The organism is Streptomyces sp. NPDC055025, from assembly GCF_053608565.1.
The window spans coordinates 1-14,199 of record NZ_JBSGVS010000117.1; the positions used below are offsets into that span (position 1 = coordinate 1).

General features: G+C 70.4%; 9 protein-coding genes. 8 read left to right on the plus strand and 1 reads right to left on the minus strand.

The features are described from left to right. Nucleotides 1–272 precede the first annotated feature (272 nt). From ACWGDX_RS38205 to ACWGDX_RS38225, 5 genes are all read left to right on the plus strand, one after another. Entirely contained in the window at nucleotides 273–1,070 is a 798-nt protein-coding gene (locus ACWGDX_RS38205) for an SDR family NAD(P)-dependent oxidoreductase (RefSeq protein ID WP_453633269.1), read from the plus strand. Between the two features lie 60 nt (nucleotides 1,071–1,130). Continuing rightward, nucleotides 1,131–1,709 carry a TetR/AcrR family transcriptional regulator gene (locus ACWGDX_RS38210; protein ID WP_453633271.1) on the plus strand — a complete coding sequence of 193 codons (579 nt, stop codon included), beginning with the start codon at nucleotides 1,131–1,133 and terminating at the stop codon, nucleotides 1,707–1,709. Nucleotides 1,710–2,112: 403 nt separating this feature from the next. Beyond that, nucleotides 2,113–2,775, plus strand: a complete 663-nt coding sequence (locus tag ACWGDX_RS38215) for a TetR/AcrR family transcriptional regulator (RefSeq protein WP_453633273.1) — start codon at nucleotides 2,113–2,115, stop codon at nucleotides 2,773–2,775. Beyond that, nucleotides 2,772–4,028 carry an MFS transporter gene (locus ACWGDX_RS38220; protein WP_453633275.1) on the plus strand — a complete coding sequence of 419 codons (1,257 nt, stop codon included), beginning with the start codon at nucleotides 2,772–2,774 and terminating at the stop codon, nucleotides 4,026–4,028. Before ACWGDX_RS38215 ends, ACWGDX_RS38220 begins: the two co-directional genes overlap by 4 nt. A 22-nt stretch (nucleotides 4,029–4,050) precedes the next feature. Then, entirely contained in the window at nucleotides 4,051–5,184 is a 1,134-nt protein-coding gene (locus tag ACWGDX_RS38225) for an epoxide hydrolase family protein (RefSeq protein WP_453633277.1), read from the plus strand. 270 nt (nucleotides 5,185–5,454) lie between these two features. On the opposite strand, the gene ACWGDX_RS38230 is transcribed toward ACWGDX_RS38225, so the two are convergent. After that, nucleotides 5,455–7,824 carry a tetratricopeptide repeat protein gene (locus tag ACWGDX_RS38230; RefSeq protein WP_453633279.1) on the minus strand — a complete coding sequence of 790 codons (2,370 nt, stop codon included), beginning with the start codon at nucleotides 7,822–7,824 and terminating at the stop codon, nucleotides 5,455–5,457. A 1,631-nt stretch (nucleotides 7,825–9,455) separates the two neighbouring features. Between ACWGDX_RS38230 and ACWGDX_RS38235 the strand changes: the two genes are divergently transcribed. The 3 genes from ACWGDX_RS38235 (at nucleotide 9,456) to lanKC (ending at nucleotide 14,042) form a co-directional block, all read left to right on the plus strand. Then, nucleotides 9,456–10,229, plus strand: a complete 774-nt coding sequence (locus ACWGDX_RS38235; protein ID WP_453633281.1) for an IclR family transcriptional regulator — start codon at nucleotides 9,456–9,458, stop codon at nucleotides 10,227–10,229. 124 nt (nucleotides 10,230–10,353) lie between these two features. Then, nucleotides 10,354–11,403: a radical SAM protein gene (locus tag ACWGDX_RS38240; RefSeq protein WP_453633283.1), complete on the plus strand. Its 1,050-nt coding sequence runs from the start codon at nucleotides 10,354–10,356 to the stop codon at nucleotides 11,401–11,403. Nucleotides 11,404–11,471: 68 nt separating this feature from the next. Next, nucleotides 11,472–14,042, plus strand: a complete 2,571-nt coding sequence (gene lanKC, locus ACWGDX_RS38245) for a class III lanthionine synthetase LanKC (protein ID WP_453633285.1) — start codon at nucleotides 11,472–11,474, stop codon at nucleotides 14,040–14,042. The last annotated feature ends 157 nt before the right edge of the window (nucleotides 14,043–14,199 follow it).

The window sequence follows — 14,199 nt, forward strand, 5'->3', positions numbered from 1 at the left end:
CTGGCACCTAGTGCCAGCCTGGCATACGATGTCTGCACCAGTCGTTCTCGTCCGGCTCGGGCAGGCGGACGGACGGACCGACCGACGGACCGACCGCCACCGTCTCGACCGGAGTCGGCCCCGAGCCCGTGCGAATGCGCCTCGCCCCGCACACGGCTCACCTTCCGACCGGCGTGAACAGCCCGCGAACAGCCCGCACCTACCGCCCCAGCAGGTCACTTGACGGCTTGTCGGGAGCGACTCCGGCCCACCCCCTAAAGGCAGGAACGACCATGAACACATCTGAAGCGGTACTGGTGACCGGGGCGAGTTCGGGCATCGGCGCAGAGTTCGCGCGCCGGCTCGCTGGGCGCGGCTACGACACCGTGCTCGTCGCGCGCCGCGCCGAACGTCTCAAGGCGCTCGCTTCGGAGCTGTCCGCTCTCCACGGCACCCGGGCCGTGGCCCTGCCGATGGATCTGACCGAACCGGGGGCAGGGCAAGCACTGCGCGCCGAGACCGACCGGCTCGGGGTCGATGTCGCCGGAGTGGTGAACAACGCGGGTTTCGCCAACCACGGGCTCTTCCGCGGCGAACAGCTCGATCGGCTCAAGGCCGAGATCGCGCTCGATGTCATCGGGGTCGTGGAGATCAGTCATGCCTTCCTCCCGTGCCTTCGTGAGCGGGGAGAGGGGTTCCTGATCAACATCGCGAGCATGGCCGCCTACAACGCGAGCCCCACGATGGCTGTCTATGGCGCGTCCAAAGCGTTCGTGCTCAGCTTCACCGAAGCGCTCTGGTACGAAGAACTGGGTTCAGGAGTGAAGATCTTCGCTGTCTCGCCCGGGGCTACGCAGACGGAATTCTTCGACATAGCGGGTGAGAGCGCCAGCGGCGGCACTCGGCGGATGCCGGCCTCGGCGGTCGTCCGCACGGCACTGACCGCACTCGACCGCCGCAGTCCTCGGCCGAGTGTCATCGTCGGGGCCGGCAACCGGGGCACGGCCGGCGTCTCGCGCCTGCTGGGCCGCCGTCGGATGACACGAACCATCGGTCGGGTGATGACCCGCACCATGTCACGGAGTCAATGACCATCCGAAGCGCTGGTCACGCGTGGCTATGCTGACCCTATGACGGAGAGGGCAGGTTCTGTGGAGCGGCTGTGGGACCGGTCCCGGCGTTCGGTCTATGCCGAGATCACCCAGGTTGCCATGGACCTGTTCCTCCGCAAAGGGTTCGAGCAGACGACGATCGACGAGATCGTCGCGGCGGCGGGCGTATCCCGGCGTTCGTTTTTCCGCTACTTCGGAACGAAAGAGGACATCGTCCTCGGTGGTCTCGCCGATGAGGGAGCGCGGGTGAGTGCCGAACTCGCCAAGCACCCGGACGAAGAGGATCTCTGGACGGCGCTGCGCTCCGCGATCCTGGCCGTCGGAGACTCGGAAGCGGACGAAGAGCGCACGCTCGCGATCGCACGGATGATGTACGGCAGCCCATCCCTCCGGGCCCGCAGCATCGAAAAGCATCTCCGCTGGCAGGCAGACCTCGTCCCCGAGGTGCGCCGACGGCTCGGTGGGCCGGAGGGTACGGCCGACCTGCGTGCCGCGGCCATCGTGGCATGCATGATCACGTGTCTGGACACCGCCGGCGAAGCCTGGTCCCGGGCCGGCGCCGACCGACCCCTCGCCGTCTACTTCACCCAAGCACTCGACGCCATCCAGGGTCGATAAGCAGCTCCCGCAAGGAGCTTCCAGGAGTCGCCGGCTCATCGGCACCGAGCAGGTGTGCCGGACCCCGTGCCTCCCCTGACGTCGCCAGATGTGCGGTGCCTCCCCGACGGTGACGGGGCGCCGGACAACCCAGTAAGGAATGATGCCGGTCCTGGCCACGGCGGCTACTCCTCGACCGGGAGCGCGGCACGGTCGTCGCGCTGGCAAGTGTCGATGACCGCAAGGGCCCGCACCCGGCTCCAGCCCCGGCACGTCTCGGCGAGCGCGGCGGGCCGCAGGCCCCGTCCAGCTCGGCATCCTCGACCTCCTGGGTGAGGAGGACGCGGGTGAGCTGCGGCGTTGTGGTGGCGATGAGCGTCCATAGATTTGTACATCTGTTCTTAAGGCTTGTAGCGTGGTGCGCATGCCGCACATCGAACCGCCGTCGGCGGACCCTCCCGAAGGTGAAACGGCCAGGGAAATGGCCGGTGGTGAGCACCGGACTTCCGTCGGATCGGGTGGCGGGCGGCGACGGACCCGTCGCAACGACCCCGGCCGCAAGACGCACATCCTGGACGCCACCCTCGACGTCATTGCGGATCACGGGGTGGCCGGGACGACGCATCGGAACATCGCCACCCGGGCCGGTGTGCCGCTCGGGTCGATCACCTACCACTTCGCCAGCTTGACCGATCTGCAGGCGCAGGCGTTCGCCCGGCATGTCGAACTGCAGTCCGCGGTGTTTGAGAATCTGTTCGAGAATGTCCATACGCGCGAGCAATTCGTTGATGTCCTGGTCGATCTCGTCCACGGAGGTCCTGCCAGGCACCGCAGTGCGGTCCTCGGCTTCGAGCTGCACCTGGCGGCCCTCCGCAACCCCGGACTGCGAGCCCTGACGCAGGCATGGACGCAGGACAGCCGCACCGTTCTGGCTCGTTTCACCGGCCCGGACAGCGCCGCCCGCCTGGACCCCCTGCTTGAGGGAATGATCATGCATGCTCTGCTCACGACTGCGCCGGAGTCGCGCGAGAGGACGCGGGAGGCGATCGACCAGACGCTCGGCCCGGCCGGTCGTCCGGGATCGTGACCGGAGCGTCTGCCGCCGTTCCGGCGGCGCCGACAGCACGGGAGGTGACGGCGGGTACGAGGGCGACCTACGCGGTCTTCGCCGGTCTGGGGCTTGCCGGGTCGACCTGGGCCTCCCGGCTCCCCGAGGTCCGCACGCAGCTGGATCTCGACTCGTCGTCACTGGGACTCCTGCTGCTCACCATCGCCGTTGGCGGCGTGATGGTGCTGCCTCTGTCGGGGACGGTCGTCACACGCATCGGCCCGCGCCGGGCCGTCACCGTCGTCGCCCTGTTCGTCAGCGCGAGCCTCGGCGTCATCTCACTCGGGTACGCCCTCTCAGCATCCCTGCTGGTGACCGGGCTGTTCCTGCTCGGCGCGGCTACGGGTTTCTGGGACGTGGCGATGACCGTGCACGCCGCGGCGGTCGAACGGCGGCTCGGCCGTCCCGTCATGCCGCGCTTCTTCGCCGCGTTCAGCCTCGGTACGGTCGCCGGTGCCGCGACCGGTGTGCTGATGACCGCACTGCGGGTCCCGGTGAGCATCCATGTGGCCGTGGTCGCGGCGGTCATCGCCGGGGCGGTACCCGCGGCGGCACGGTACTTCCTTCCTGAGCACGCCGCGCGCCCCATCGCAGTGCCACTGCCGGTGAAGATGTCCCGCCCGGGTCCGGGCGCGTGGCGAGAACCGCGCACCGTGGCGGTCGGGCTCGTCGCACTGGCCTTCGCCGTCGCGGAAGGGGCCGGCAGTAACTGGGTCAGCGTCTCGGTCATCGACCGTCACCACGTCACCGCCACGATCGGCACACTGGCGTACGCCTCCTTCCTCACCGCGCTCACCACCGGCCGCTGGCTCGGGCCGGCGGTCCTCCACCGGTTCGGACGGGTCACCGTCCTTCGGACAGCCGCCGCCGTCACCACCACCGGCGTCGCCCTCTTCGCGCTCGGGCCGTCCACCGGACTGGCGTTCGCGGGAAGTCTGCTCTGGGGGATGGGCGCGGCGCTCGGCTTTCCGGTCAGCATGAGCGCCGGGGCCGACGAGCCCGCTCGTGCCGCCGGACGGGTCAGCGTCATCACCTCGATCGGATACTGCGGCTTCGTCGGCGGACCGCCGCTCATCGGCTTCCTCGGCGACCAGACCACTGTCGGGCATGCCCTGCTCGTCATCACGGTCCTCATGGCCCTGTCCGCTGTGATCGCCGGGACCACCCGCCAGGCCCCCGACAACGGCGCGCGGAACGGCTTCGACACCCCGGCACGCACCGCTGCCCTGTGAGAACGAAACCTTGGAGACCGTCATGACCCACCACCCGCCCGTGATCGCCGTCCCCGAGGCCGAGTTGAACGAGCTGCGCTCACGGCTGCTCCATACACGCTGGCCGACCCCCTGGCCCGGCACCGGCTGGGAGGCCGGCACCGACTCCGGCGAACTGCGGCGCCTCGTCACCTACTGGGCCTCCGACTACGACTGGCGTGCCCACGAAGCCGCCATCAACGCCCTGCCATCCCAGCTCGCGGATATCGACGGAACCCCCGTCCACTACCTCCGCTTCGACGGCGAACACCCCGGCGCCCTGCCGATCGTCCTGACCAACGGGTGGCCCAGTTCCTTCCTCGAACTGACCGACCTCGCCCGCCGACTGGCCACGCCGTCGCGGTACGGGAGCCGTGCCGCCGACGCGTTCACCGTCATTGTCCCCTCGCTGCCCGGATTCGCCTTCTCACCTCAACGACCCTCGCTCGCGGAGCCGCCGCAGACACATGAGATCTGGCACCGGCTCATGCGCGACGTACTCGGCTTCGAGCGCTACGTCGCGCACGGGAGCGATCTGGGTGCCGGCATCACCTCTCGGCTCGGTGAAGCCCACCCCGAGGCCGTGGCGGGCATCCATCTGATGGCGATCGCCAGCCCGGTCGCCCATGACGCGGCCGGTGTCACCCGCGAGGAGCAGGCGTATCTCGACTCCGTCGCGGTCTGGTCCGCGGAAGAGGGCGGGTACCTGCACCAACAGAGCACCCGCCCTCTCACGCTGAGTTATGGCCTGGCCGACTCTCCGACCGGGTTGCTTGCCTGGATCGTCGAGAAGTACCGGACGTGGAGCGACTGCGGCGGTGACCTGTCGTCCCGGTTCAGCGACGACTTCCTCCTCACACAGGCTTCGCTCTACTGGTTCACCGGCACCATCTCGACCTCCTTCCGGCCCTACTACGAATACGCCCAGCGGCTGACGAGGCGGGTGGAGCGGGTCGACGTGCCCACGGCCCTCGCTCTGTTCCCGGCCGACCTCACCCAGCCACCCCGCAGTTGGGCCGAGCGCACGTACAACATCACGAGGTACACCCGCATGCCCCGTGGCGGACACTTCGCCGCCCACGAAGAACCCGAACTCCTCGCGCACGACCTCACCGAGTTCTTCCGCACACACCGCTGAACAGCGGGTCCGCGGCGTGGTGTCCATGGCGGCGCGGGCCTGGTCGGCCCAGACCTCATCGGCGCTCTCCGGTCGCCGGGCCGGGTCCTTGACGAGGAGCTGACCGACCAACCGCTCCCATTCCGCAGGAGCGTCCGGGCGCAAGGTGCGCAGCGGTGCGGGCTGTTCGTCGAGGTGCCGGTTGACCAGGTGCCACGACGTGCCGTTGAAGGGCCGCTGCCCGGTGACCATCTCATGGAGCACGCATCCGAGCGAGTACAGGTCGGTTGGCTACCGCTGCTGCCGCCGTCCGGTCTCGGACCGGCAGAGAGCCAGTTGCGAGCGGGTGTCCAGGGAGTCCGGGTGATCGGCGCCCAGGACGCGCACGCGACCGGCGAGGGTCTGCTCCAGTAACTCGGCGGCGTCGGCGTGTCCGCCCAGCCGGTGGAGGGCGTCAGCGAGATTGTTTCCGCTGGTCAAGGTGTGCGGATGGTCCGGGCCGAGGATGCGGGTGCGATCTGCGAGCACTGCCCGGTGCAGCTCTGCCGCGCGGGTCGGATCGCCGCGATGGTTGACCGTGACGGCGAGGTTGTCGCGGCTGGTGAGGGTGAGGGGGTGATCGGGGCCCAGTACGCGGGTGCATTCGGCGATGTTCTGGGAGTGGAGCGTGGCTGCCGCGGTGTGGTCACCGAGCTGGTCGAATGACTTGGCCAGATTGTCGCGGCTGGTCAGGGTCAGGAGGTGATCGACGCCCAGGAGTCTGGTGCGGTCTGCGAGTACCTGGGCGTGCAGGGTGGCGGCCTCGGCGTACTGACCGCGGAGTTGCAGGACGTATCCGACATTGTTGCGGCTCGTGAGCGTATCGGGATGATCCGGTCCCAGCACCCGCGTCCGGTCGGCCAGATTCTGCCGGTGGATCCCTTCGGACCGTTCATACCCGCCGAGGCAGTGGAGGCTGTTGGCGAAGTGGTTGCGGGCGGTGAAGGTGTCTGGGTGATGGTCGCCGAGCAACTCCACGCGGTGGTCGAGTACTGTCTGCCGCAGACTGAGCTGGAGGGCATAGCTTCCCGCGTCACCCAGCACATCCGCCAGTGTGTTGAGGGCGGCGCAGGCGTCCTCGGACGGGACGAGACCCGGGTGGTCGAGCAGAAGAGGCAGATGCGGGGCGAGCAACCGTGCGGCGGTCCAGCCCGCCGTTCCGACGGTCCGGAGAGTCGTCACCTCACCGCGCAGGGCGTTGACCGTTGCTTGCTCGTAGTCGTGGAGACGGTCCGGTTCATCGGTGGTCAGAGTGAGTGCGGTGATCTCGCGGACCAGCGGGTGGAGGGTGACACTGCTCCCTGCGCGAGGCCCGGTTCCGGGCACGTGCGGTTGTTCCGCCGGTACGCCGAGCAAGCCGTAGCGTTCGAGGCCGGCCAGGGCCTGGTCCAGGGCGGCCTGGCCGACGGGCCGGCGGACGGCCGTCGTCAGCAGCTCCGGTGTGATGACGGCCAGGGGCACCGGTGCCTCTGCGAACAACGCCAGTTGGCGTAGCAGCGGACGGGCCAGTGGCACGCCTTCGCGGTCGAGTTGATCGAGTGAGACCTCCCAGGTGCGCCGGACGGTGGACCTGGCCACGTTCGGATCCGCAGAACGCGGGTCGTCAGCTCCTACCAACGCGGTCAACTCCTCTTCCAGCGCGCTTTGATACGCGGCGAAGTCACGGTGCCTGCTGGTGGAACCCGTCACATAGCGTCCGGCTGCCTGAAGCGCGAGGGGCAGCCCGCCGAGCCGGGAAGCCAGAGCTTCGGCCTCAACCAGTGTGCCGCCATCGGGTGCACTGTCCAGCAGGACCCTGCCGCCCGCCGACGCTCGAAGCGGCTCAAGCCGTATCAGTTCCGCAGCGGGTCCCCAGGTGGCGGATGACATGTCCCGGCTGGTGACGAGGAACAGGCCGCGCCCGTAGGGGCGGATCCAGCCGCGGTAGTCGGCCACACGCTCGCCCTCCGGACCGACTTTTCCGGCTTCGTCCGCGTTGTCAAGAACGAGCAACCACTTTTTCGTTCTCGCGAGTTGCCGCCACACGGCATCGGGCAGGTTGTCGCTGCCGGATTGCGCGGCGCTGACCGCGCTGCGTGGCAGGCCGCAGCCGACGGCCGTCTGGACGAAGTCGTCCGAGAGGGTTTCCGGGCCGCGCCAGCGGATCCAGAACACCGCGTATCCGTCGCGGCGGGCGTTCTCGGCAAGTGCTGCCGCGAGCGTTGTCTTGCCCATGCCTCCCGCCGCGCACACCACAGCGAAACGGCCGTCGGGCTTTTTGAGCAGAGCCATGAGGCGGGCGAGTTCCCGGTCGCGGCCGCGCACTCGGTCAAGGACCACGTGCGGCGGGTGCAGCGAACCGGGCCGGGCACCGGTTACCAGGCCGCCGCCGTCCTCGGCCGGTCGGCCGCCGCCGTCCTCGGCCGGTCCGTCCAGCCGGCGGCTCGCGATGACCAGACCCACACTCAAGGCGCCGAGTAGGCCGAACACCGTCCAGACCGCCCAGGGCCGGTCGGCCCATTCCGGTGCCACCGCACCCGCGCGCTCGGCAACGGTCCCCAGCACCACCGCGACAACAGCCCCCAGTCCGGCAACAGCGGCACCCGCTCCGGCACGTGTCCGCACCGCTTGACTGCGCCGCACGCCTGACCCCCTGGGAGCACTGCCTGCCCGGACGACTCAGCGCATCCGTAGAGCGAACGGTTCCACGGCCCCGCCGACCTGTCGAGGCCCCAACGAGCGGGTGGCTCCAACTCATCATGTCAGCGAACTCGAGGTCGCTGAAGGCGATGTGCGGGCCGTGGGCGCGGCGACCCGCGTCACGGAAGTAGGGCCTGCCCCAGCGCCAGGGCGAGGATTACCATCTGCCGCTGCTCGCCCACGCCGGCATTCCGGGCAGCGAACAACTCCCGGGCAACTTCTTCAGCTGACCGTCCGTATCCAGTAGGAGAGACCGTGGCTCTCGACGCCGTCGACGCGATCCGCCAGCTTCAAGACCGCGGTTCCGCCAAGCGCCGCTCAGCCGCGAAACGACTTCGGAAACTGGGCGGCTCATACGCCGGCCCCGCACTTCCCCAAGCCCTCAAGAACGAGGTGCGGGATTCGCGGACCTGGGAAACCGGACCCGCACCCCAGGTTCGTCGTGAACCCGGGCCTTCTCGGCTGCGGAATCGGCTGCCGGACCCGTGGGTTCCTACCGAGAACCCTTCGGTTTTCGCGAACTCACGGGGCTCGACGGCCTCGGTACTGGTGTGATCGCCCAATCAGCTGTCGCCGGTTCCCCGGGGACCCAGCCAGCTGGTGACCGACTGTGGTCGGTCGATCTCCTCAGGCGGTGAGCGGGTCCTCGGGGCGGCAGACGCGTACGAGCTTGGGCCGCAGGCCACGTGGCGACGTAGCCCGCGGCCTGGTACGGGCTTCGCGGGGTCGACGGGACCGAGATGGAAGCCGCCCCAGAACGAGATGTCCGTGAATCCGGCCCTGCGCAGTGCCCCGGCCCATTGGACCCGGGGCGCGCCGCTGAAGGCGCAGGTTCCCTCGGACACCCTCCCGCAGGACCGGTCGCGCGAGTCTCGGCGTTCGGGGAACGGCCACGGTGGTGACCGTTCCCTCCACCGCTTCGTCCGGGGTCCGGTGACCGTCGTCGGCCGGCTACTGGGCACGACGCGGCAGCACGACGACGGTGGCGTCGTCGCGATGGCCGTCATCGTCCGGGGCGGCGGCTGCGACCAGCGACGAGCCGGACGGGCAAGAACCGCGGGACGACCAGGTATCGCTCGCCGTCGGCCGGCATCTGAGATGCGGCGGGGCTCCTCGCCACCCGCGACGGCGGAGCGGCGGTGCGGTGCGCTTCGAGGGCGGGGCGGCACCGTCCCGTGCGGCCGGGCCGGGTGACCGCCGCACTCGGCAACGGGGGATGTCCCGCGAACATGGGACACACGCCTCATACGCCTGGGTCCCCGGGCGCGGAAACATCGACTCATCAACACATCCGCGCATCCGCACATCCGCAAGAGGAAGCGACCGGCGAGGTCTCCACCCCCCGGCGTGAGCGGCGACCAGCACCGGGACGGGGCAGAAGGCCACCGGAACGGCTCCGCCCACACGTGGCAGGGATGGCACCACCTCGGCGCCGCCGACCGCTTCCGCACATCACCCGGCGCCGGGACGCCGCTGCGGGAGCGTGTACGCGGCAACGCCCGGCCTATGTTCCGGCTCCCCTCACGGCGTGCCCGCAGCGGTCCACCGGGGGGGCCGGCCAGTGGAGGGGAACCATGTCGGACACATCACCGCCGTCGGCCTCAACCGTACGTACCGCACAGGTCTCGGGAGGGAGCAGCGCGATTCGGGCCTCGGGTACTCCCCCACGGGGCCGAGGAGTACTGGAGACGGCGTTCGCGCTGCTCAACGCGCTGCGCAGCCGGGGAGGGGAAGCCGGCCTCACCGAGATCGCCACGGCCTGCCGGGTGCCCAAGGCCACCGCCCACCGGCTGCTGGACCAACTGGCGCGGGCCGGTGCCGTCGAACGCCGGGGCGACCGGTACGCCGTGGGTCCGCAGCTGTTCCGGCTGGGGCACTCCTGGCAGCCGTATCCCGGACTGCGGGCCGCCGCCCAGAATCCTCTGCACCGCCTGTGTTTCCTGACGGGAGCCAGCACGGTACTCACCGTCCTGCGCGACGGTCTCGCTCTGACGGTGGCCTCGGTGCCCGGAAGAGCGGAGCCGCTGGTGCCCGTACGCAACGGGATGAGCTTCCCCCTCGACACAGCGGCAGGGCAGGCCCTCACGCGCAGATCGCACGGCCCGGTGCTGGACCGGGAGGAAGTCATGGAGGGGGTGTCCTGCGCCGCGTTACCCATCAGCGCGGCGGACGGCCGTACCGTCGCCGCGCTTGCCGCGCTGGTACCCGCAGGGCAGCGGCTCGGCCCGTTGGCAGCCGCCGTTGCCGCCGCTTCCGCGTCCATCACCTCCCGCCTGGCGCACATGCCCCGCGAACCCGGCCCGCTCTTCCCGGGATTGCGTACCGACAACGGCCCGGCGTTCCGGTGAGCAGAACACGTGTGGCGCGGCGCTCGGGACCACCGCCATCGTGGAGCACACGCCGGGAACACCCCGGGGCGCACGATCGAGAACGGGGCCGGACCGGCCCCACGGCCGCGGTCAAGGGGGAATCGTGACAACGCCGTCCACTCCGGAGTCGGTGATCTGGGACACGACCTATGCGTGCCCACTACGCTGCATCCACTGCTACTCGGAATCGGGACGCCGCGCCGCTCGCCAGCTCGACCACGAGGACATGCTGCGTGTCACCGACGCCCTCATCTCGATGAAGCCGAGGGTCCTCGCCCTGGCCGGCGGTGAGCCCCTCCTCATCAAAGGTATTTTCGACATCACCGACCGACTGGTCCGGGCGGGCGTCAAGACCGTCCTGTACACCGGCGGCTGGACACTGCGGCCGTGGATGGCCGACCGGCTCGCGGAACTCGACGAGGTGATCGTCAGCGTCGACGGTGCGACGGCCGAGGTCCATGACCGCATCCGCGGCAGGGCCGGATCCTTCGACCGGGCCATGGCGGCCTTGGCACTGCTGGACCGCGCCGCACGCGAACGCGCCGGGCAGGGGCTGCCGCCCCTGCGGTTCGGTATCGACTACGTCGTCGTACGGAGCAACTTCGCCCAGCTGGAGGAGTTCTGCCGCGTGGTGGCGGCCCGCTTCCCCGAGCTGCGGAGTGTGAACTTCAACGCGGCGATACCCTCGGGGCTGGCCAGCGGGCCCGGCTTCGGTGACGACGAGCTGCTGCCGGACGCCCAGGTGGCGGAGTTGGTCAGCGCCGGACTGGTGGCCGGGCTGACGGCCGCCGCGCCCGGGTCCGTACGCGTCTTCACCACCGACAACATGGGCGCGATGATGCACCCCGACCGGCTGGCCTCCGGCGACGATGCACTGGTGATGCAGGTGGAGCCGGACGGCGAGGTCCGCGCGATGTCGATCTACGAGGGCACGGTCGGCAGTCTCCTGAACGAGCCGCCCCCGGTGCTGTGGGAGCGGGCGGTCGCCCGCTGGAGAGACCCGTTCGTGGTCGAGACCCTGACGCCGGTACGCACGATGCGGCAGTGGGCGGAAGCCGTCCGGCGCATCGACCACCGCTTCGGCACCGACGAGGTCCGGGCACGCATCGACCGCCGGTCGCCCTCCGCGGAGTCCGGTACCGCCCCGGTCTGACCACCGGTCGCGCTCACCCCGTCGAAGAACACCCCGAGTCGAAGAACGCCCCGAGAGGAGGACTGGGCATGCTCACGCCGAAGGATTACGACCGTTTCTGTCTCGCCGATCCGCTGTTCTACGAATATCCCGAACGGCTCGACGACGACGGCACCGAACTCGGCGCCGCACAGCGGCGGTTACCCGCGGGCTGGAAGCGCGACACCGCCGGCTGGTGGGTCCGGCTGAGGCCGGAGGCGGAATCGCTGCCCGAGCAGGGCTGGAAGGTCCATGTCTCGGTCGTCGAGAACCAGATCATCAAGGCGTCCGAGATCGTCCGGGGTTACTGCCTGGACCGGAGACTGCCCTGCGACATCGTCCGCAGTCTCGCCGCGGCCCGGCACATCAACGGCCGGGGCGCGGACCGGGCCGTGGCCGGCCGGCTGCTCACCGTGCTCCTGCCCGCCGAGGACGACCTGCCCTCGGTGCTTCGCGAACTCGGTCTGCTGCTCGACACGATGACGGGGCCATACATCCTGGGCACCCTCCGGCACGGCGCCGGGCCGCTGTACGTCAGCTACGGGTCGCACGGGGAGCTGACCTGCCCGGACGCGTCGGGTGAGCAGGTCCCCGCGGTCCGCGGGCCGGACGGCAGACTCGAACCCGAGCCCCGGCGAGCGGTGTTCACCCTCGCCGAGTGGGTCACACCGCCCGACGTCCTGCGCGCCGACCTCGCGGCGACGCGCGGGAAGCCCGCTGAAGAGTTCCCGTACCAGGTGGAGCGTGCGCTGCACCGCGACAACGGCGGGGCCATCTATCTCGCCACCGACAGAAGGACCGGCGAGGCGGTGGTCCTGCGCGAGGCCCGGCCGCACGCGGGGCTGGACCGGCACGGTGACGACGCGGTTGCACGGCTTCGGGTGCAGCAGTGGGCCCTGACGACACTCGCGGGTTTGGAGTGGGTGCCTCGTCTGCTGGAGGCGGCGCGGTACGCCGAGCATCGGTTCCTCGCCGTGGAGCGGATCCAAGGGGAGTCGCTGGAGTCCCTCTCCATGCGGTTCCCTCTGACTTCCGCTGTACAGGCCGCCCAGGAGGCGCCCGGCTACACCACGCGGATGCTGGACATTCTGGAACGGATCACGGTGGTGCTGTCCGAGGCTCTCGCCCGGGGCGTCCGCTTCCGGGCACTGCGTCCCGGCAATGTGCTCGTCCGGCCGGGTGGACGCGTCTCCCTCGTCGGCTTCGCCTCGGCGACGGATCGGGAGGATGCCCGGCCGTCGGCGCTCGGCGAGGACGAGTTCACGGCGCCTGCGGGCCTGCCGGGCGCGGCGGCGCACACGTACCTGGTCAACTCCTTGCGCCTGTGGCTGTTCCTGCCGCTGCCTCACCCGCGGCCGGCGAAACTCCACACCTTGACGCGCGCCGTCGAACAGCACTTTCCGGTGCCGGCGGGTTTCGGCGCGGCCCTCCTGGCGGGGCTGCGCCCAGCCGGGGACACCTCGCGGGAGGATCCCGCCGCCTCACTGCTGGACGCCGAGCACCACGACTGGCCCGCGATCCGGGACTCCCTGGTGGCCGGCATCCACGCCGTCGCCACGCCTCAGCGACCGGACCGTCTCTTCCCCGGCTCCCCGACCTGGCACAAGACCCTTGGCGGCCATGCCCTGGACTACGGCGCGGCGGGGGTGATCTACGCGCTGCACCGGGCCGGCGCCGCCGTCCCCTCGGAGTACGTCACCTGGCTGGTCGCGGCGGCCGAGCGGGATCCCGACCCGAGGCCCGGCCTGTACGACGGTCTGCACGGGGTCGCCTTCACCCTCGATGTGCTCGGCCACCGGGACCAGGCCCTCGGGATGCTGGACCGGTGGCGGAAACTGCCCGGCCGGGCCGGTGGTCTGCCGCCCGGCCTCGCCTCGGGTACGGCGGGGATCGGCCTGAACCTGCTCCGCTTCGCCGCGGCGACGGCCGACGACTCCCTCCGGGAAGCCGCGGTGCGCATGGCCGACGGACTCGGCGACCTGGTGCGGCGCGGCCCACTGGCCGCGCGCCCGAGCGACCCGCCGCCGTACGGCCTTCTGCACGGGACCGCCGGCGCGGCACTGCTCTTCCTGCGCCTGTACGGGGAGACCGGGCAGAGCCGCTACCTCGACCTCACGGACCTGGCACTGCGACACGATCTCGCCCGGTTCCGGACGCTGCCGGACGGCACGGTGATGCTCGACGACGGTGTACGGGGCCTCCCCTACCTGCACGGCGGAAGCATGGGACTCGCCTTCCCCCTGCGGGAGTACCTGCGACACCGCGCCGACGCGGGCAAGGCGACCGTACTGGCGGCGATCCGCGGCACCTGCGAACCCGTCTACGTACGCAACGCCGGCCTGCTGCGTGGCCGTGCCGGGGCCATCGCGACGCTCGCGGCGCTCGGCGATCCGCGGGACGCCCCGGCCATCCGCACACAGATCCGACGGCTTGCCTGGTACGCCCAGCTGCACCAGGGACACCTGGTCTTCCCGGGCTTCCGGACCCACCGGCTCTCCGCGGACCTGGCGACCGGCTCCGCAGGCGTACTGCTCGCCCTGAACTCCGCGTTCGAGGGGGGAGAGCCCGCTCTTCCCCACCTCGACCCGCGGGACCCGTCCGAACCAGCGCGGAGGAGGTGATTCAGATGTCGGAGATTCTCGAGCTGCAGGAGATGGAGGAGGACGCGCCCACCGCGTACCCCTGCAACAACAGCTACCCCAGCACCGGTGGAGTGGTCTGACGACCCGCCACTTGAACGACCGCCTGCCGGCCGGCAGCGGCACGCTGTCGGCCGGC

What these genes read in the sequence shown, in the direction of transcription:
- ACWGDX_RS38235 (WP_453633281.1), top strand. Translation starts at nt 9,456, where the DNA reads ATGTCGGACACATCACCGCCGTCGGCCTCAACCGTACGTACCGCACAG.
- ACWGDX_RS38225 (WP_453633277.1), top strand. Translation starts at nt 4,051, where the DNA reads ATGACCCACCACCCGCCCGTGATCGCCGTCCCCGAGGCCGAGTTGAAC.
- ACWGDX_RS38215 (WP_453633273.1), top strand. Translation starts at nt 2,113, where the DNA reads ATGCCGCACATCGAACCGCCGTCGGCGGACCCTCCCGAAGGTGAAACG.
- ACWGDX_RS38205 (WP_453633269.1), top strand. Translation starts at nt 273, where the DNA reads ATGAACACATCTGAAGCGGTACTGGTGACCGGGGCGAGTTCGGGCATC.
- lanKC (WP_453633285.1), top strand. Translation starts at nt 11,472, where the DNA reads ATGCTCACGCCGAAGGATTACGACCGTTTCTGTCTCGCCGATCCGCTG.